Source organism: Dokdonella aquatica (assembly GCF_051987395.1).
Taxonomy (GTDB): Bacteria; Pseudomonadota; Gammaproteobacteria; order Xanthomonadales; family Rhodanobacteraceae; genus Dokdonella.
The window spans coordinates 621,531-639,121 of sequence record NZ_CP197094.1 but is presented as its reverse complement, the minus strand read 5'-3'; the positions used below and the strand labels follow the sequence as shown (position 1 = coordinate 639,121).

Below are 17,591 nucleotides of genomic sequence, written 5' to 3'. Positions count from 1 at the left end.
CCCTCCAGTACCGCTGCCGCTCAGGGCAGTTCGTTGAGAACGACTCCGGCGAGCTTGTTCGGATCGAAGCGCGCGACCGCCTTCTGGATCGCCGCCGGCGTGTCGCGGCCGCTGCCGGCGACGAGCACGACGTAGTCGGCAAGGTCGGCGAGGATCTGCGCATCGGGCGAATTGCGCACCGCGGGACCGTCGAGGAACAGGTAACGGTCGGCGTAGCGCGAACGCAGCGAGTCGAGCATCGCGCGCATGCGGAAGGACGTGAAGTACTCGCCGCTGGTCTCGCGCTGGCGCCCGGCCGGGATCAGGCGCAGGCGCGGCACGCCGGTGTGGTAGAGGATGTTCTCGACGCCGAGCGCCGGATGGTCGAGGTAGTCCGTGAGGCCACCACGCTCGGCATCGACGACGAGGTCCCGGTGCAGTGACGGATGGCGCAGGTCGCAGTCGATCAGCAAGGCGGTTTTGGCCTCGTCGAACGCGAACGCGGCGGCGAGGTTGCGCGCGACGAAGCTGCCGCCCGACCCCGAGCTGACCGGCGCGACCATCGTGATGAAGTTGCGGCCGTCGCCGAGCGCGAGCAGCGCGGTGCGCACCTCGCGGAACGCATCGGCCTGCTCGCGCACGGACTGCTCGCGATGGATCAGGCGTCGCTCCTCGAGGCGGGCGGGCATCAGCGGCGTCGGTTCGACGATGCGCGAGATCGAACGCGATGCGTTCGCGCGCCTGGCGATGTCGCCCGCAGCGGCGCCGAGTGCCGCGCCGACGTGGTCGGGCAGGTCGTTGTCGTTTCCGGGCGAGGTCATGCGGTGAGCACCCTGATCCAGTACACGGAAGCGTAGCCGGCAAGCACGCCGACGACGAGCAGCGAGGCGATGGCCAGGCGCAGGCGCTGGCGCCGCTTCTCGCGCGTGGTCGCGTAGGTCGGGATCGTCGCGAGGACCTTCATGCCGGTCGCGCGCTCGAGCTGGGTCGCCGTGCGCACGCGAGGATCGAAGCGCACGAGCGCGAACACGAGTCCCAGCGGGATCAGGAATGCGAGGCCGAGGCCTGCCGCGGCGAAGTGGGTCAGGCGCAGTCCGGAAGGGCGCAGCGGCAGCGTCGCGGGATCCTGGATGCGGAACTGCAGGCCGCGCTGCTCCTCGTCGAGCACCATGGAGACGCGTGCGTTCTCGCGACGGCGCAGGAGGTCCTGGTAGATATCGCGGTTGACCTCGTAGTCGCGCGTGAGCTCGGCGAGCGCGCCCTCGGATGCCGCGATGCGGCGACTGCGGTCGAGTTCGTCGGCCAGCATCGACTCGCTCGCGCTCATGCGCGAACGCGTCGCGGCGACCTCGCGACGCACTTCGCCCAGGCGCAGGCGCAGCTCCTGGTAGAGCGGGTTGAACTGCGCGTTGTCGAACGGGCTCTGTTGTGCACCGGGCGACGCGGCACGCCGCTGCTGCTCGGCCTCGAGCTGGCGCTGGATGTCCTGCATCTGCATGCGCGTGCGGACGACGTCCGGATACTGCTCCGTGTAGGTCAGCAACAGGCGGTCGAGCTGGGATTGCAGCTCGATGAGCTGGGCACGGTAGAGGCCTTCGCGCGTCTGCACGGCGGTGACCTCGGATTCGCCCGACATCTGCGCGACGATCGCCGATTCACGCGACTGCTGCTCCATGAGCTGCATGCGCGCCTGCTCGACCTGGGTGCGCAGCGCACCGATGCGCGCGGTCGCATCGGTCGCGCTGCCCGGCTGTGCATCGGCGTTCTTCGAGCGGAACTGCAGCAGGCCTTCCTCGGCACCCGTGAGCTTGCGGTGGTAGTCCTTGACCTGGTTGTCGATGAACTCGAACGCCTCGCGGCTCTCGCGCTCCTTGGCGAGGCGGCTTTCCTCGATGAACTGTGCCGCGAAACGCGCGGCGATGCGGTAGGCGCGCTCGGGCTCGGGATCACGGTAGGCGATCTGGACCAGTTCGGGACGCGGACTCGAGACGCTCGTGCGGTCCTTGATCTGCTCCATGAGGCGGTCGCGTGCGACCGCGCTCGGCTTGTCCTTGTCCCAGCCGCCGGTCTCGAGCGCGTCCTCGAGCACCTTGCGGCTGAAGATCACCTGGCGTGCGAGGCCGGCGCGATCGGTCACGCCCGTGGGAACGGCGCGTCCCTCGAGCAGCGGCTGGATGATGTCGCTGCCCTGGGCGAGGATCGTCGTCGAGGACACGTAGGCCTTGGGCCACAGGATGCCGGCGACCAGCGCGAGGGCCGCGATGACGACGAACAGCACCGCAAGCAGCACGCCGTGGCGGCGTGCTTCGCGGATGAACGGCGGCACCAGCTCGGTGAGCGGGGTGATCGCATCGGGGGTCATCGGTGTCGGCATCCTTTGCGCGTGGCCTTGCGGGGATCAGAACGCCCGTTCGGGCACGGTGATCACGTCGCCGGGCTGCACGCCGTAGTTCGTCTGCAGGTCGCCCTTCTGCAGGATGCGGTCCAGGCGTACCGCGTAGGTCTGCGTACCGCTGCCGGCGCGGCGGTACAGCGAGGTGCGGTCGGCGGCGGCGAACTCGTTGGTGCCGCCCGCGGCGAGCACCGCGTCGAGTACCGTCATGCCTTGCCGGAACGGCACCGACACGGGCGTGCGCACCGCACCGGTCACGCGCACGCGCGACAGGTATTCGTGGCTGCGCAGCTGGTCGACGATGACGGTGACCTGGGGATTGCGCACGAACGCCTCGAGGCGCGTGCGGATGTCGGCCGAGACTTCTTCGGGCGTCTTGCCGCCGGCTTCGACGTCGCCGACCAGCGGTACCGAGATCTTGCCGTCGGGACGGACCGGCACGGTCACGTTGAGGTCGGGGTTCTGCCACACGGCGACGCGGATGCTGTCGTCGACGCCGATGCGGTAGGCCTCGACAGCCTGTACCTGCGGATCGACCGCAGGCGCGTCGGTGGAGCGTGGTGCGGTCGCGCAGGCTGCGAGCAGCAGCATGGCGCAGGCCATCAGGGTGCGAACGATGACGTACACGGTCCTACCTCCCTTCCCCGGTTCGATAATGTGAAACGTATCACAGAATTTCGGGTGTACGCGACCTCGGTCAAACCCTGTAGTAGTCCCGGTACCAGGCCACGAAGCGCTCCACGCCGACCTCGATCGGCGTCGACGGCGCGTAGCCGGTGTCGCGGCTCAGCTCCTCGACGTCGGCGCAGGTGTCGGGCACGTCGCCGGGCTGCAGCGGTAGCAGGATCTTCTCGGCTCGCCGGCCGACGCTGGCCTCGATGACCTCGATGTAGCGCGACAGTTCGACCGGGTCGTGGTTGCCGATGTTGTAGACACGATAAGGCGCGCCCGAGGAGGCCGGCGTCGGCTGCAGCGGGTCGAACGCCGGATCCGGGCCCGGCACGCGGTCGAGTGTGCGGATCACGCCTTCCACGATGTCGTCGACATACGTGAAATCGCGCGTGTGCCTGCCATGGTTGAACACCTCGATCGGCTCGCCGGCGAGGATCTTGCGCGTGAACAGGAACAGCGCCATGTCCGGTCGGCCCCACGGGCCGTACACGGTGAAGAAGCGCAGCCCGGTCGTGGGCAGGCCGAACAGGTGGCTGTAGGTGTGCGCCATGAGCTCGTTGGCCTTCTTGGTCGCGGCGTACAGGCTGACCGGGTGGTCGACCGGATCGCGCACCGAGAACGGCAGCTTGCGGTTGGCGCCGTAGACCGAGCTCGAGGAGGCGTAGACGAGGTGTTCGACGCCGCCGTGGCGGCAGGCCTCGAGGATGTTCGTGAAGCCGACGATGTTGCTGTCGATGTAGGCGTGCGGGTTCTCGAGCGAGTAGCGCACGCCGGCCTGTGCGGCCAGATTGACCACGCGCTGCGGGCCGAAGCGTGCGAACGCCTGCTCGAGCGCCGGGCGATCCTCGAGCGAGGCACGCACGAACGAGAAGCCCGGCCGGTCGACGAGGCGGGCGAGGCGTGCCTCCTTGAGGCGCGGATCGTAGTAGTCGTTGACGTTGTCGTAGCCGAGCACTTCGTCGCCGCGCTCGAGCAGGCGCGTGCTGAGCGTGGATCCGATGAAGCCGGCGGCGCCGGTGACGAGGACCTTCATGGCGTGTCTTCCTTCGTCCTCAGAGACGGTCGTCGACCGCGTCGCGCGGCAGCGCCTGCTTGACGTCGAACAGCACGCAGCCGGGCTTGCCGAGTGCACGGATGCGCGCCGCGCCGAGTTCGATGAACTCGCGGTGCGCGACGGCGAGGATGATCGCGTCGTAGAGGCCGTCCTCGAGCGTGTCGACGAGGGTGAGGCCGTACTCGTGCTGCGCCTCGGCGGCACTCACCCAGGGATCGTGCACGTCGACGTTGGCATGGTAGCTGCGCAGCTCGTCGACGACGTCGGTCACGCGCGTGTTGCGCAGGTCCGGGCAGTTCTCCTTGAACGCAAGGCCGAGCACGAGGATGCGCGAGCCTGCCGCGTGGATGCGCCGCTGCGTCATGAGCTTCACGACGCGCTGGGCAACGTGGCTGCCCATGCCGTCGTTGATGCGGCGGCCCGACAGGATCACCTCGGGGTGGTAGCCGATCTGCTGTGCCTTGTGCGTCAGGTAGTACGGATCGACGCCGATGCAGTGGCCGCCGACGAGGCCGGGACGGAACGGCAGGAAGTTCCACTTCGTGCCGGCCGCGGCGAGCACCTCGCTGGTATCGATGCCCATGCGGTGGAAGATCAGCGCGAGTTCGTTGATGAGCGCGATGTTGAGGTCGCGCTGGGTGTTCTCGATGACCTTGGCGGCCTCGGCGACGCGGATGCTCGAGGCCTTGTGCGTGCCGGCCGTGATGACGCGGCGGTACAGCGCGTCGACGACGTCGGCGACCTCGGGCGTGGAACCCGAGGTGACCTTCATGATCGTCTCGAGTCGGTGCTGCTTGTCACCGGGATTGATGCGTTCGGGGCTGTAGCCGGCGAAGAAATCCACGTTGAAGCGCAGGCCCGATTCGCGCTCGATGATCGGCACGCAGACCTCTTCGGTCGCGCCCGGGTACACGGTCGACTCGAAGATCGCGATGCCGCCCGGCCTGATCGCGCGGCCGACCGTGCGGCTCGCCGACTCCAGCGGGCCGAGATCGGGACGCTTGGCGTCGTCGATCGGCGTCGGCACGGTCACGATGAACACGTTGCATTGCGCGAGGTCGGCCGGGTCCGCGCTGAAGCCCAGCTGCGGCGTGTCGCGCAGTTCCTCGCTCGACACCTCGAGCGTGTGGTCGCGATCGTCCCTGAGCTCGGCGATGCGCGCCGCATTGATGTCGAAGCCGAGCGTCGGCAGCTGGCGGCCGAAGCCGACCGCGAGCGGCAGGCCGACGTAACCGAGGCCGAGGATCGCGACGCGGATGTCGGAGGGAGCGGGCAGGGGAGCCGAAGCCATGCAGGGAGTCCGGATGGGAAAGGGGCGCTCAGGTCTTCTTGGGACGCTGCCAGCCCGGCACGGTGACCTGGCGTCCACGTGCGATCGTGAGCTCGCCTTCCGGGGCTGTGCGTGTGATGACGGAACCCGCGCCGACCGTCGCGCCGGCACCGATCGTGACCGGCGCGACGAGTGCGGAGTTCGAGCCGATGAAGGCGTGGTCGCCGATCACGGTGCGGTGCTTGTTCACGCCGTCGTAGTTGCAGGTGATCGTGCCGGCGCCGATGTTCGCGGAGGCGCCGACCTCGGCGTCACCGACATAGCTGAGATGGTTGGCCTTGGAGCCCGTGGCGAACACGGCGTTCTTGGTCTCGACGAAGTTGCCGACGCGCGTGCCGGCACCGAGTTCGGTGCCCGGCCGCAGGCGTGCGAACGGGCCCACCACGCAAGGACCATGCGTGACGACGCCTTCGAGGTCGCAATGCGCACGCACGATCGTGCCCGCGGCGAGACGCGAGTTGGCGATGCGCGTGAACGGACCGATCGTGACCTCGTCGCCGAGTTCGACGCGGCCTTCGAGGATCACGTCGACGTCGATCTCGACGTCACGCCCGACCGTGACCGAACCTCGCACGTCGAAGCGCACGGGATCGGCGAAGCGCACGCCGGCGGTCGCGAGCTCGGTCGCGCGCAGACGCTGGTAGAGGCGTTCGAGCGCGGCGAGCTGCCAGGGATCGTTGGCGCCGAAGACTTCCTGCGGGTTGGTGCAGTGGCTGGCCTCGGCGGGCTCGCCTTCCTCGTTGGCCTGCGCGTAGATGTCGGTGAGGTAGTACTCGTGCTGCGCGTTGTCGTCGGAGAGGTTGTTGATCCACACGCGCAGGCGGCGCGAATCGGCGACCAGGATGCCGCTGTTGACCCAGGTGATCGCGCGCTGCTCGGGGCTGCAGTCCTTCTCCTCGACGATCGCGCGCACGCGGCCGATGCCGTCGCGCACGACGCGGCCGTAGCCGTACGGCACCTCGAGCTGGGTCACGAGCGCGACCAGCGGCGAGGGATGCGCGAGCAGCTGCGACAAGGTGCGGTGGCTGATCAGCGGCACGTCGCCGTAGAGCACGAGCACGCGCGCGTCCTCGGGGATCGCGGCCATCGCGAGCTTGACCGCGTGGCCGGTGCCGCGTTGTTCGGGCTGGTGCACCCAGGAGAGGTCGGGATCGGCGAACGCGGCGCGGACCTGGTCGCCGCCGTGGCCGTAGACGATGTGGATCGCGACCGGCGACAGCGAGCGCGCCGCCTCGAGAACGTGGCCGAGCATGGGCCGGCCTGCCAGCGGCATGAGCACCTTGGGCCGCGACGACTTCATGCGCTTGCCCTCGCCTGCGGCGAGGATCACGACGTGCAGCGGTACGGCAGACATGGCGGCATCCCCTGGACTGGCCCGGCACCTTAACGGAAATCCGTGGCGCGGCGAAGAGGTGTGACGGGCTTCACGACGGCGCGGGCGATGCGGGGCCGTGGCGGCGTGCGCGCCCTGCACATGGCCGGCCGCGGTGACGCCGGTAGCGTGCTCCCGAAAACGAAAAACGCCGGCACGTGGCCGGCGTTCGTCGTCACGCGATATCGCGAAGACTCAGTGCTTGAGGTTGCGGCGCAGGCGCTCGAGGGCCTGCAGCTGCGCCGCCGCCTGGGCGAGCTGGGCCTGGGCCTCGGCGATGTCCATCGCGGCACCGCGGTTGGCCAGCGCACGCTCGGCTTCTTCCTTGGCCTTGCGCGCGGCGGCCTCGTCGAGGTCGGCGGCACGCACGGCCGTGTCGGTCAGCACCGTGATGACCTGCGGCTGCACCTCGAGGATGCCGCCGGACACGTAGAACGACTGCTCCTCGCCGTTCTCGAGGATGACGCGCACCTGGCCGGGGCGCAGGCGCGTGATCAGCGGGGCGTGGCGCGGGGTGATGCCGAGCTCGCCGAGCTCGCCCGAGGCCACGACCATCTGCGCGTTGCCGCTGAAGATCTCTGCCTCGGCGCTGACGATGTCGCAGCGGATGGTGCTCATGTTCTGTCTCGCCTTGCTCGTTGCACGGGTGGGCGGGGCGTCAGCGCCGCGCCGGGGACGAGTCCCCACGCGGCGCGTGGCCGGCGCCCGGCTTCATCAGGCCGCCTTCTTGACGCCCATGTCCTCGGCCTTCTTGAAGGCCTCGTCGATGCCGCCGACCATGTAGAACGCCTGCTCCGGCAGGTGGTCGCACTCGCCGTCGCAGATCATCTTGAAGCCGCGGATCGTCTCCTTGAGCGAGACGTACTTGCCCGGCGCGCCGGTGAAGACCTGGGCCACCGTGAACGGCTGCGAGAAGAAGCGCTCGATCTTGCGCGCGCGCGACACGGCCTGCTTGTCCTCTTCCGAGAGCTCGTCCATGCCGAGGATCGCGATGATGTCCTTGAGCTCCTTGTAGCGCTGCAGCGTGCCCTGCACGCGGCGCGCGGTCTCGTAGTGCTCCTGGCCGATCACGAGCGGATCGAGCTGGCGGCTCGTCGAGGCGAGCGGGTCCACGGCCGGGTAGATGCCGAGCGACGCGATGTCGCGCGACAGCGCCACGGTCGAGTCCAGATGCGCGAACGTGGTCGCCGGCGACGGATCGGTGTAGTCGTCGGCCGGGACGTAGACGGCCTGGATCGAGGTGATCGAGCCGGTGCGCGTCGAGGTGATGCGCTCCTGCAGCACGCCCATTTCCTCGGCGAGCGTCGGCTGGTAACCGACCGCCGACGGCATGCGGCCGAGCAGCGCCGACACTTCCGTACCGGCCAGCGTGTAGCGGTAGATGTTGTCGACGAAGAACAGCACGTCCTTGCCCTTGCCGGTCTCGTCCTTCTCGTCGCGGAAGTACTCGGCCATGGTCAGGCCGGTCAGCGCGACGCGCAGGCGGTTGCCCGGCGGCTCGTTCATCTGGCCGTACACCATCGCGACCTTCGACTGCGTCTTGTCGTCGAGCTTGACGACGCCCGCGTCGATCATCTCGTGGTAGAAGTCGTTGCCTTCACGCGTTCGCTCGCCGACGCCCGCGAACACCGAGAGGCCGGCGTGCTGCGTGGCGATGTTGTTGATGAGCTCGAGCATGTTGACGGTCTTGCCGACGCCGGCGCCGCCGAACAGGCCGACCTTGCCGCCCTTCGCGAACGGGCAGACCAGGTCGATGACCTTGATGCCGGTCTCGAGCAGGTCGTTGGCCGCCGCCTGGTCGTCGTACGACGGGGCGCCGCGGTGGATGACCCAGCGGTCCTGCTCGCCGATCGGGCCGGCTTCGTCGATCGGGTTGCCGAGCACGTCCATGATGCGGCCGAGCGTCGCCTTGCCGACCGGCACCTTGATGCCTTCGCCGGTGTTCTTGGCGACGAGGCCGCGCTTGAGGCCGTCGGTCGAACCGAGCGCGATCGTGCGCACGACGCCGTCGCCGAGCTGCTGCTGCACCTCGAGCGTGATCGCCATGCCGTCGATCGTGAGCGCGTCGTACACCTTCGGCACGGAATCGCGCGGGAACTCGACGTCGACGACGGCGCCGATGATTTGTACGACTTTGCCTGCGGTGTTGGCTGAGCTCATGGATGTGCTACCTGTGGCTTCGAAACGGCTGCGCGTGCAGCCGTCGTCTTTAGGGGGAAACGGGAAAAGGGGCTTGGCTCACTCGCACTTGAGCATGGCGGCCGTCTGCGCGAACGCATCCTCGGCCTGCTTGCACGCCGCGGCGAGGGCGGTCTTGTCGGGGATCTGCGCCCACTGCGCGCGCGTCGTCTCGAGCTGCTGGCGGAACGCCTCGGCGCCGGCCGGGTTCGCACCCTGGGCCTTCTCGACGCAGGCGTTGACGCGCTTGACGTAGGACTCGCATTCGGCGGGCTCGCCTTCGACGGGAGCATGCTTCGGCGGCGAGGACTCGTCGACGGCGGCGGCGACAGGCTCGGCCGGCGTCGCGGGCGCAGCAGCGGGGGCGGGCGTCTCGGCCGGCTTGGCGGCGTCCTCGGTCTTGCCGCCGCAGGCGGCGAGGGTGATCGAAACGAGCGCGGCGAGGATCAGCTGCTTGGTCATCGTGGTGCTCCTTGGGGTCGTGTCGTTGCGAAAAGGTCAGACTGCGGCGGCGCCGCTGACGATCTCGGAGATTTCCTGCGTGATCGCGGCCTGGCGGGCCTTGTTGTAGATCAACGTGAGCGAACCGATCGCCTTGGTCGCGTTGTCCGATGCGCCCTTCATCGCGACCATGCGCGCGGCATGCTCGCTGGCGAGGTTCTCGAGCGCGGCCTGGTAGACCAGCGACTCGACGTAGCGCGTCAGCACGTGGTCGAGGACCGTGGCCGCGTCGGGCTCGTAGAGGTAGTCCCAGTCGTGCGTCGTCTCGAGTTCCTTCGAGGCCGGCAGCGGCAGCAGCGGGTCGATCGTCACGCGCTGCGTCATCGTGTTGACGAAGTCGTTGTAGACGAGCGCGACGCGGTCGGTACGGCCTTCGACGTAGGCGTCGAGCATGACCTTGATCACGCCGACCAGCGCGGCGAGCTGCGGGCGCTCGCCGAGGTGGGTGACGCTGGCGACCATGTTGACCTTGAGGCGGCGGAAGAACGACGTCGCCTTCTGGCCGATGCAGACGAGGTCGACCTCGACGCCCTTGTCCTGCCAGCCGCGGATCTCGCCGACGAGCTTGCGGAACATGTTCGAGTTGAGGCCGCCGCAGAGGCCGCGGTCGGTCGACACCACGATGTAGCCGACGCGGCGGATCTCGCTGCGCTCGACCATGAACGGGTGCTTGTAGTCGGTGTTCGCGCGCGCGATGTGGCCGATGACCTGGCGCATCAGGCGTGCGTACGGACGCGAGGCCTTCATGAGGTCCTGCGCCTTGCGGATCTTGGATGCCGAGACCATCTCGAGCGCGCGCGTCACCTTGCGGGTGTTCTGCACGCTCTTGATCTTGGTTTTGATTTCTCTGCCGCCGGCCATGCTGGTGCTCGCTCTGCTCGGGATGGAAGGATCGGGCCGATCCGTCGTGGCGTGGTGCGGGTGCCGCGTGGCGCCCGCATCCCGTCAGCGACGGTCAGGGATCACCAGGTTCCCGTCTTCTTGAACGCGTCGAGGCCGGCCTTGAACTGGCCTTCGATGTCGCCGTTCCAGTCGCCCGTCTCGACGATCTTGGCGAGCAGCTCGGCGTGGTTGGCGTGGAAATGCGCGTGCAGCGCCGCCTCGAACGGCAGGATCTTGTTGATCGGCAGGTCGTCGAGGTAGCCCTTCTCGGCCGCGTAGATCGACAGTGCGAGCTCGGCGATCGACAGCGGCGCGTACTGCTTCTGCTTCATGAGCTCGGTGACGCGCTGGCCGCGCTCGAGCTGCGCACGCGTCGCCGCGTCGAGGTCGGAGGCGAACTGCGCGAACGCGGCGAGCTCGCGGTACTGCGCGAGCGCGAGCTTCACGCCGCCCGAGAGCTTCTTGACGATCTTGGTCTGCGCTGCGCCACCGACGCGCGACACCGAGATGCCCGCGTTGACGGCCGGGCGGATGCCCGCGTTGAACAGGTCGGTCTCGAGGAAGATCTGGCCGTCGGTGATCGAGATCACGTTGGTCGGCACGAATGCCGAGACGTCGCCGGCCTGGGTCTCGATGATCGGCAGCGCGGTGAGCGAGCCGGTCTTGCCCTTGACGGCGCCGTTGGTGAACTTCTCGACGTACTCCTCGCTGACGCGCGCGGCGCGCTCGAGCAGGCGCGAGTGCAGGTAGAACACGTCGCCCGGATACGCTTCGCGGCCCGGCGGGCGCTTGAGCAGCAGCGAGATCTGGCGGTACGCCCAGGCCTGCTTGGTCAGGTCGTCGTAGATGATCAGCGCGTCTTCGCCGTTGTCACGGAAGAACTCGCCCATCGCGCAACCGGAGTACGGGGCGATGTACTGCATCGCGGCCGACTCGGACGCCGAGGCGACGACGATGATCGTGTGGGCGAGCGCGTCGTTCTCCTCGAGCTTGCGCACGACGTTGGCGATCGAGCTCTGCTTCTGGCCGATCGCGACGTAGACGCATTTGATGCCCGAACCCTTCTGGTTGATGATCGTGTCGATCGCCAGCGCGGTCTTGCCGGTCTGGCGGTCGCCGATGATCAGCTCGCGCTGGCCACGGCCGACCGGGATCATCGAGTCGACCGACTTGTAGCCGGTCTGCACGGGCTGGTCGACCGACTTGCGCCAGATAACGCCCGGCGCGACCTTCTCGATCGGCGAGGTCTGCGTGGCGCCGAGCGGGCCCTTGCCGTCGATCGGGTTGCCGAGCGCGTCGACGACGCGGCCGAGCAGCTCGCGGCCGACCGGCACCTCGAGGATGCGGCCCGTGGTGCGCGCGGTGTCGCCTTCTCGCAGGTGCTCGTAGTCGCCGAGGACCACCGCGCCGACCGAGTCGCGCTCGAGGTTGAGCGCGAGCGCGACCGTGTTGTTCGGCAGCTCGATCATCTCGCCCGACATCGCGTCGTTGAGGCCGTGCACGCGCACGATGCCGTCGGAAACGCTCGTGATCGTGCCTTCGTTGCGGGCATCGGCACCGAGCTTGAACTTCTCGATGCGGCTCTTGATGAGTTCGCTGATTTCAGACGGATTGATCGTGGTGGCCATGGTGGTTTCCCGGAGCCGGCCGACACGGGTCGGCCCGCAAAGTTGTGATTCAGTGGGTCAGGGCATGCTCGAGGCGGGCGAGGCGACCGCGCACGGAGCCGTCGATGACGACGTCCCCCGCGTCGATGATCGCGCCGCCGAGGATCGAGGCGTCGATCGACGGTTCGATCTCGATGTCGCGACCGAAGCGCTGCTTGAGCGCCTGGCGCAGCTTCTCGGATTCGTCCGCGTCGATCGGCGTCGCCGAGCGCACGCGCACCTTGAGCACGCGCTCTTCCTCGAGCTTGAGCGCTTCGTAGAGCGCGCCGATCTCGGGCAGCACGGGCAGGCGGCCGTTGTCGGCCAGCGTGCGCAGGAACACGGTGAAGTCCGAATCGGCCGCTTCGCCCTCGGGCGCGAACAGCGCGGCGAGGTCGGTGGGCGCGATGCGCGGATCGCCGAACAGCGCCGACACGCGCGCGTCGCCGGCGACCTGCGCGGCGAACGCGAGCTTGCCGGCCCAGTCGCCGAGCGCCTTGTTCGCACGCGCGAGTTCGAACGCGGCGCGTGCGTAGGGGCGGGCCAGGGTCAGGGCGGAGGACATGGTCAGATCTCGCCGACGAGCTGGTCGATGAGCGCCTTGTGGGCGTTCGCATCGATCTCGCGCTTGAGGATCTTCTCGGCGCCGGCGACGGCGAGCGCCGCGACCTGGCCGCGCAGTTCCTCGCGGGCACGCGTGGCCATGCTCTCGATCTCGGCCGAGGCGATCGCCTTCTGCTTGGTGCCTTCGACGATCGCGTCGACGCGGGCCTTCTCGATGATCGCGGCGGCCTGCTGCTGGGCCTTCTCGATCAGCGCGCTCGCTTCGATGCGGGCCTTGCGGATTTCCTCGGTCACGCGCGCGTCGGCATCGGCAAGCTCCTGCTTGGCGCGATCGGCTGCGGCGAGGCCTTCGGCGATCTTGGCCTGGCGCTCCTCGATGGCCTTGAGCAACGGCGGCCAGATCTTCGTGGCGATCAGCCAGATCAGGGCTGCGAAGGCCAGTGCCTGCGCGAATAGGGTCAGATTGAGGTTCATGAGTGCGCTCTGCCTGTGCTCAGGGAACCCGCGGCGCGTGCGCCGGCGGGGTTCCCACATCCCGTCGCGGCGTCCCGCATCAGCGGTCCGCGCGACGGATCCGACGGAACCGGAGTTCCGTTACGGGGTCGGGGCGAGGCCGCCGACCAGGAACGGGCTGGCGAACGCGAACAGCAGGCCCACGGCGACCGAGATGATGAACGCGGCGTCGATCAGGCCGGCGGTGATGAACATGCGGACCTGCAGCACCGGGATCAGCTCCGGCTGGCGGGCAGCCGACTCGAGGAACTTGCCGGCCATGATGGCCAGACCCAGGCCGGCGCCCAGCGCGGCCAGGCCGATCATGATGCCGATGGCCAGAACGGTCGAAGCCTGGACGGAAGCGAGTGCGGTCAGTGCGGTTTCCATGGTTTTCTCCGGAGCGGATTGCTTGGGTTGGTGCGATGGTTGAAGGGGAACAGCAAGGGGTGGAACGAAATCAGTGGCTGTCTTCCGACAGGCTGAGGTACACGATCGACAGCATCATGAAGATGAAGGCCTGCAGCGGGATCACGAGCAGGTGGAAGATCATCCAGCCGAAGCCGAACGCCGCACCTGCCAGCATGCCGGCGATGCCGGCGCCACCGAGCACCCAGATCAGCAGGAACACGATCTCGCCGCCGAACATGTTGCCGAACAGTCGCATCGCGAGCGAAATGGGCTTGCTCAGCCACTCGACGATGTTGAGGATCAGGTTGAACGGCATCATCCACTTGCCGAACGGTGCGGTCAGGAACTCGTGCGTGAAGCCACCGAGACCCTTGGAGCGCAGCGCGAAGAACAGCATCAGGAAGAACACGCTGATCGACATTCCGAGCGTCGCGTTGACGTCGGCGGTCGGCACCGGCTTCCAGTACGGCACGCCGAGCAGCTCCAGCGGCTTGGCGATGAAGTCGGCCGGGATCATCTTCAGCAGGTTCATCAGGAGGATCCAGAAGAACAGCGTGATCGCGATCGGCGTCACGAGCTTGCTGGTGCCGTGGTACGTGTCGCGCGCCTGGCGGTCGACGAACTCGAGGCAGATCTCCACGAACGCCTGCCACTTGCCCGGCACGCCCGACGTGGCCTTGCGCGTGGCGAGCCAGAACAGGAACACCATGAACAGGCCCATCAGCACCGACGTGGCCAGCGTGTCCACGTGCAGCGTCATGAACGTGCCCTCGCCGACCGAGCCGGTGAGGTTGTGCAGGTGATGCTGGATGTACTGCGTCGGTGTCAGTTCGTGTGCGGTTGCCATTGCAATCCAGGCCCGGTAAGTCAGATCTTGTGGGTCAGCTCACGCGTCGCGCCGACGACGTGCGCCATCAGGGCGACGATCAGTCCGGCCAGCGTCGCGATGGCTGGCAGCCGGAGGACGGCGATCGCGAGCCAGAGCACCACGGCCACGACCACCCATTTCGCGACGACGGACACGACCAGCGCGCCGATCGCCCCGGCCGCGCTCGGTACGCCATCGGTCAGCGCGAAGCGCGCAGAGACGAGATGGGCGATCGTGAGCGTCAAACCGGACAGCAGCACCGCGAGTCCGTGCGGTACACCCCAATACAATGCGATCGCAGCGGCGACCACCACGCAGCAGGCCTGCACCAGCGCCTGGCGCTTCAGGCGGCGCCACCCCTCGGCTACGACTTTCAGCACGTGTGCACCTCTCGGTTCCCTGTCTGGCGATGCCGGGAGTTGTCGCGGCCGCAACGGAGGCTGCAAAGCCTGAGAATGATACCAACCGCGGTTTCGCTGCCGCAACCGACCCCCTGCGCGGCCACACGTCGCAGCCGTGCCGGAATCGGTTCCACGGCGCACGTCGGCCGGGGTGCGACCTTCTGCCGCGCTCCCGTTCGCGATGCGCACGGCCCGATGCGCGGTTGCTGGCGGTCACGCGCGCTCGGCATAATCGCGCGATCCCATCAAGGCGGCGCGCCGCCGCGGAGCGCGCCGCGTCCATGAGTCCCGTTGCCGAGGCCAGCATCGACGTCCCTGCCGGGCAGGCCGTGTTCCGCGAGGGCGAGGCCGGCCAGTCGATGTACATCGTCGAGTCCGGTGCGATCGAGATCCGCCGCGCGGCGCGCGGCACGCAGCCGGTCGCCGTGCTCGGCCCGGGCGATTTCTTCGGCGAAATGGCCATGCTCGAGGACCAGCCGCGCTTCGCCAGTGCGCTCGCGCGCGAGCCGACCCGCCTGCTGCGCATCGAGCGCGCCGAGTTCGCCGACCTCGTTCGCCAGAACATCGAGATCGCGGTGCGCATCATGCGCAAGCTCGTCGCGCGCCAGCGCCGCACCGAGAACCAGCTCGCCGAGGCCCTGGCCGAGGTCGCACGCCTGCGCGCGGTGCCCGCGCCCGCTACGGCGGCGCCTGCCGCGCGTCCTGCACCGGTGCAGGCACCGGTCGCGGCGGCTGCCGCACCTGCATCTTCACCGTCGCCCGCGCCGGCCGCTGCCGTCGCGACCGGCGGCCAGGCCTGCCAGCTGCGCCATGCGAGCGGTGCGGTGTTCACGCTGGATCCGACGATCGCGCAGTTCATGGTCGGCCGCCCCGATCCCACGGCCGGAATCAACCCCGAGATCGACCTGAGCGGCATCGACACGACGCGCAGCCTCAGTCGCCGCCATGCGAAACTGGTGCGGGAAGGACGCCTGTATTTCGTGCGCGAGGAAGTCGGCACGGTGAACGGGACCTACGTGAACGACGTGCGCGTGCGCACGGGCGTCGACGTGCCGATCAAGCCCGGCGACCGGCTGCGGTTCGGCATGGTGGAAGTGGACTTTGCCGTCGCCTGACGGCCTGGAGAGCGGTCATGGTCAAGAGTGGAGAGGACATCGACGCGTTGGCGGCGGTCGACCTGGGCGTCATCGACGCGCTGAAGACGCTCAAGCAGGATGCCGACGTGCTGCGCGAGCGCCTGTCGGGTCTCGATGCGGTCAAGGCCGATTTCGAGCCTGCCGTGTACGAACGCGTCAGCAACGACTACCGCGCGCGTCTCGCCGATCTCGATGCGAAGGCCGAGCCGCTGCGCCGCCAGGCGCGCGAGACCTATGCGCAGTTGCGCGGCCTGCTCGCGCAGATCGCATCGGCGCACGAGGCGGTCAAGCTCGACCGCCAGGAGATCGAACTGCGCCATCGCCTCGGCGAGTACGATGACACCCAGTACGGCGAGCGCGTGCGCGCGATCGAGGAAGCGCTCCGCGAGCGCACCGCCGCGCACGAGCGTGGCGAAGCGCTGCGCGCGCGTTTCCTCGAGGTGTTCGCGAGCGAGGACGAGCTGCTCAAGCCGGTCGCGCCGCGCGCCTCCGCGCCCGCGGCACCGCCCGCGCCGCCTGCGGCCGCACCCGATCCGATCGTGACCGCGCCGGGCGTGCCGTTGCCGCCGCCACCGCCGGGTCCGGCCAGCACGCAGGAAATGCCCGCCGCCGCGGATCCCGTGCCGACGCCCGCGATCGCCAACCTGCCGCCCGCTGCGCAGACGCAGATCCTGCAGGTGCTCAAGCTGCCCGAGCCGCCGCGCGTGCCGCCTCCGCCGCCGGCCGCTCCGGTCCCGGGTGGCGTGCCGACCGCGGCGTCGCCGACGCCGACGTTCGGTCCGAACGCGACGATGTCGCTGCGCACCGCGCGCCTCGTGCCGCAGAACCCCGAAGCCGGCCGCACCGCCGTGCCGCTGCCGCCGAAGCCCGTCTCGCTCGGCGCCGACGGGGCCAGCGACATCCGCATCGGCGGTCCCGGCGTCGAGCCGCGCCATGCGCAGATCACGGTCGATTCGAAGGGCTACACGATCGCCGACCTCGGCAGCAAGTCGGGCACGCGCGTCAACGCCGAAATCGTGCAGGAGCGCCTTCTCAAGCACGAGGACGTGATCCAGATCGGCATGGCGCGGTTCGTGTTCCGGGAAGGCTGACATGTCGCTCGACATCCGCGACGAGGCCGTCGACGGCGTGCGCGTGATCGCGCTCGCCGGTCGCCTCGACACCGAGACCGCCGCGGATCTCGAGCTTGCCGCGCAGGACTTCGTGGACGCGGGTGATCGCCGCTTCGTGATCGACCTCGCCGGTGTCGGCTACGTGAGCAGCGCGGGTCTGCGCGTGCTGCTCAAGCTCGCGAAGTCGCTCGAGGGCGGCGGCGCGCTCGCGCTGTCCGGCCTCAATGCGAGCGTGCGCCAGGTGTTCGACGTGGCCGGCTTCTCGCCGCTGTTCACGATCGCGATCGATCGCGGTGCGGCGTTGTCGCGGGTCGCGGGCGCGCCGTCGCGTCCGGCATCGGCGCCTGCCTCGCCACAGCCTTCGCCCGCTGCGGCACCGCCAGCATCGCGCCCCGCTCCTGCGCCGTCGCCCGTTGCATCCGCGCCGACGCCGACGCTCGCCGATGCGGCGTCACGCCTGCTCGATGCGAAGCCCGCGGACGGAAAGAAGGCCGATCCGGCGCTCGTCGACAAGGCCGGCCAGCTGCTCGGCGCGGGCCGCAAGTCCTGACGTCTCCATGATCGCGGGGGGTGGCGCCGCGCGGTGATCGCGAGCGTCCGT

At 68.9% G+C, this 17,591-nt stretch carries 19 protein-coding genes; 3 read left to right on the top strand and 16 right to left on the bottom strand.

All coding sequences use genetic code 11. The features are described from left to right. Window positions 1-20 precede the first annotated feature (20 nt). From ACQQ2N_RS02745 to ACQQ2N_RS02670, 16 genes are all read right to left on the bottom strand, one after another. Window positions 21-800, bottom strand: coding sequence for a polysaccharide biosynthesis protein (locus ACQQ2N_RS02745; protein WP_440224142.1), 780 nt, complete (start codon window positions 798-800; stop codon window positions 21-23). Further along, window positions 797-2,341, bottom strand: coding sequence for an XrtA system polysaccharide chain length determinant (locus ACQQ2N_RS02740; protein WP_440224141.1), 1,545 nt, complete (start codon window positions 2,339-2,341; stop codon window positions 797-799). The genes ACQQ2N_RS02745 and ACQQ2N_RS02740 overlap by 4 nt, the downstream gene beginning before the upstream one ends. Window positions 2,342-2,377: 36 nt before the next feature. Then, window positions 2,378-2,998 (bottom strand): XrtA/PEP-CTERM system exopolysaccharide export protein, encoded by a 621-nt coding sequence (locus ACQQ2N_RS02735; protein ID WP_440224140.1) that lies wholly within the window; start codon window positions 2,996-2,998, stop codon window positions 2,378-2,380. A 70-nt stretch (window positions 2,999-3,068) separates the two neighbouring features. Beyond that, entirely contained in the window at window positions 3,069-4,076 is a 1,008-nt protein-coding gene (locus tag ACQQ2N_RS02730; protein WP_440224139.1) for an NAD-dependent epimerase, read from the bottom strand. Between the two features lie 19 nt (window positions 4,077-4,095). Continuing rightward, the gene (locus ACQQ2N_RS02725) at window positions 4,096-5,388 is read right to left on the bottom strand and encodes a nucleotide sugar dehydrogenase (RefSeq protein WP_440224138.1); all 1,293 of its coding nucleotides are present in this window, start codon (window positions 5,386-5,388) and stop codon (window positions 4,096-4,098) included. 28 nt (window positions 5,389-5,416) lie between these two features. Then, complete coding sequence (gene glmU, locus ACQQ2N_RS02720; RefSeq protein WP_440224137.1) at window positions 5,417-6,781, bottom strand: bifunctional UDP-N-acetylglucosamine diphosphorylase/glucosamine-1-phosphate N-acetyltransferase GlmU; 1,365 nt, start codon at window positions 6,779-6,781, stop codon at window positions 5,417-5,419. A 213-nt stretch (window positions 6,782-6,994) separates the two neighbouring features. After that, window positions 6,995-7,417, bottom strand: coding sequence for a F0F1 ATP synthase subunit epsilon (locus ACQQ2N_RS02715; RefSeq protein ID WP_440224136.1), 423 nt, complete (start codon window positions 7,415-7,417; stop codon window positions 6,995-6,997). Between the two features lie 96 nt (window positions 7,418-7,513). Further along, window positions 7,514-8,959: a F0F1 ATP synthase subunit beta gene (atpD, locus tag ACQQ2N_RS02710; protein ID WP_440224135.1), complete on the bottom strand. Its 1,446-nt coding sequence runs from the start codon at window positions 8,957-8,959 to the stop codon at window positions 7,514-7,516. A gap of 78 nt (window positions 8,960-9,037) precedes the next feature. Further along, on the bottom strand, window positions 9,038-9,439 hold the full coding sequence (locus ACQQ2N_RS02705) for a DUF5339 family protein (RefSeq protein ID WP_440224134.1): 402 nt from the start codon (window positions 9,437-9,439) through the stop codon (window positions 9,038-9,040). Between the two features lie 36 nt (window positions 9,440-9,475). Next, window positions 9,476-10,339 (bottom strand): F0F1 ATP synthase subunit gamma, encoded by an 864-nt coding sequence (gene atpG, locus ACQQ2N_RS02700; protein ID WP_440224133.1) that lies wholly within the window; start codon window positions 10,337-10,339, stop codon window positions 9,476-9,478. 101 nt (window positions 10,340-10,440) lie between these two features. After that, the gene (gene atpA, locus ACQQ2N_RS02695; protein ID WP_440224132.1) at window positions 10,441-11,988 is read right to left on the bottom strand and encodes a F0F1 ATP synthase subunit alpha; all 1,548 of its coding nucleotides are present in this window, start codon (window positions 11,986-11,988) and stop codon (window positions 10,441-10,443) included. Window positions 11,989-12,037: 49 nt separating this feature from the next. Beyond that, window positions 12,038-12,571 (bottom strand): F0F1 ATP synthase subunit delta, encoded by a 534-nt coding sequence (locus ACQQ2N_RS02690; protein ID WP_440224131.1) that lies wholly within the window; start codon window positions 12,569-12,571, stop codon window positions 12,038-12,040. Between the two features lie 2 nt (window positions 12,572-12,573). Beyond that, window positions 12,574-13,044, bottom strand: coding sequence for a F0F1 ATP synthase subunit B (locus ACQQ2N_RS02685; RefSeq protein WP_440224130.1), 471 nt, complete (start codon window positions 13,042-13,044; stop codon window positions 12,574-12,576). A gap of 120 nt (window positions 13,045-13,164) precedes the next feature. Beyond that, window positions 13,165-13,452, bottom strand: coding sequence for a F0F1 ATP synthase subunit C (atpE, locus tag ACQQ2N_RS02680; protein WP_440224129.1), 288 nt, complete (start codon window positions 13,450-13,452; stop codon window positions 13,165-13,167). A 70-nt stretch (window positions 13,453-13,522) separates the two neighbouring features. Next, window positions 13,523-14,320, bottom strand: a complete 798-nt coding sequence (atpB, locus tag ACQQ2N_RS02675) for a F0F1 ATP synthase subunit A (protein ID WP_440224128.1) — start codon at window positions 14,318-14,320, stop codon at window positions 13,523-13,525. 20 nt (window positions 14,321-14,340) lie between these two features. Then, complete coding sequence (locus ACQQ2N_RS02670) at window positions 14,341-14,721, bottom strand: hypothetical protein (RefSeq protein WP_440224127.1); 381 nt, start codon at window positions 14,719-14,721, stop codon at window positions 14,341-14,343. Between the two features lie 224 nt (window positions 14,722-14,945). Here ACQQ2N_RS02670 and ACQQ2N_RS02665 point away from each other — a divergent pair, with 224 nt between their 5' ends. From ACQQ2N_RS02665 to ACQQ2N_RS02655, 3 genes are read left to right on the top strand one after another with little or no spacing between them, the layout of a single operon-like run. Then, window positions 14,946-15,857 carry a cyclic nucleotide-binding domain-containing protein gene (locus ACQQ2N_RS02665; RefSeq protein WP_440224126.1) on the top strand — a complete coding sequence of 304 codons (912 nt, stop codon included), beginning with the start codon at window positions 14,946-14,948 and terminating at the stop codon, window positions 15,855-15,857. A gap of 17 nt (window positions 15,858-15,874) precedes the next feature. Then, window positions 15,875-16,969: an FHA domain-containing protein gene (locus tag ACQQ2N_RS02660; RefSeq protein WP_440224125.1), complete on the top strand. Its 1,095-nt coding sequence runs from the start codon at window positions 15,875-15,877 to the stop codon at window positions 16,967-16,969. A gap of 1 nt (window position 16,970) precedes the next feature. Continuing rightward, a complete protein-coding gene (locus ACQQ2N_RS02655) occupies window positions 16,971-17,540 on the top strand; it encodes an STAS domain-containing protein (protein WP_440224124.1) in 570 nt (189 codons plus the stop codon). Window positions 17,541-17,591: the final 51 nt, after the last annotated feature.

Bases quoted from the DNA above. Each gene is read 5' to 3' on its own strand.
- ACQQ2N_RS02745 (WP_440224142.1), bottom strand. From the start codon at position 800: ATGACCTCGCCCGGAAACGACAACGACCTGCCCGACCACGTCGGCGCG.
- ACQQ2N_RS02740 (WP_440224141.1), bottom strand. From the start codon at position 2,341: ATGACCCCCGATGCGATCACCCCGCTCACCGAGCTGGTGCCGCCGTTC.
- ACQQ2N_RS02730 (WP_440224139.1), bottom strand. From the start codon at position 4,076: ATGAAGGTCCTCGTCACCGGCGCCGCCGGCTTCATCGGATCCACGCTC.
- ACQQ2N_RS02725 (WP_440224138.1), bottom strand. From the start codon at position 5,388: ATGGCTTCGGCTCCCCTGCCCGCTCCCTCCGACATCCGCGTCGCGATC.
- glmU (WP_440224137.1), bottom strand. From the start codon at position 6,781: ATGTCTGCCGTACCGCTGCACGTCGTGATCCTCGCCGCAGGCGAGGGC.
- ACQQ2N_RS02715 (WP_440224136.1), bottom strand. From the start codon at position 7,417: ATGAGCACCATCCGCTGCGACATCGTCAGCGCCGAGGCAGAGATCTTC.
- atpD (WP_440224135.1), bottom strand. From the start codon at position 8,959: ATGAGCTCAGCCAACACCGCAGGCAAAGTCGTACAAATCATCGGCGCC.
- ACQQ2N_RS02705 (WP_440224134.1), bottom strand. From the start codon at position 9,439: ATGACCAAGCAGCTGATCCTCGCCGCGCTCGTTTCGATCACCCTCGCC.
- atpG (WP_440224133.1), bottom strand. From the start codon at position 10,339: ATGGCCGGCGGCAGAGAAATCAAAACCAAGATCAAGAGCGTGCAGAAC.
- atpA (WP_440224132.1), bottom strand. From the start codon at position 11,988: ATGGCCACCACGATCAATCCGTCTGAAATCAGCGAACTCATCAAGAGC.
- ACQQ2N_RS02690 (WP_440224131.1), bottom strand. From the start codon at position 12,571: ATGTCCTCCGCCCTGACCCTGGCCCGCCCCTACGCACGCGCCGCGTTC.
- ACQQ2N_RS02685 (WP_440224130.1), bottom strand. From the start codon at position 13,044: ATGAACCTCAATCTGACCCTATTCGCGCAGGCACTGGCCTTCGCAGCC.
- atpE (WP_440224129.1), bottom strand. From the start codon at position 13,452: ATGGAAACCGCACTGACCGCACTCGCTTCCGTCCAGGCTTCGACCGTT.
- atpB (WP_440224128.1), bottom strand. From the start codon at position 14,320: ATGGCAACCGCACACGAACTGACACCGACGCAGTACATCCAGCATCAC.
- ACQQ2N_RS02660 (WP_440224125.1), top strand. From the start codon at position 15,875: ATGGTCAAGAGTGGAGAGGACATCGACGCGTTGGCGGCGGTCGACCTG.
- ACQQ2N_RS02655 (WP_440224124.1), top strand. From the start codon at position 16,971: ATGTCGCTCGACATCCGCGACGAGGCCGTCGACGGCGTGCGCGTGATC.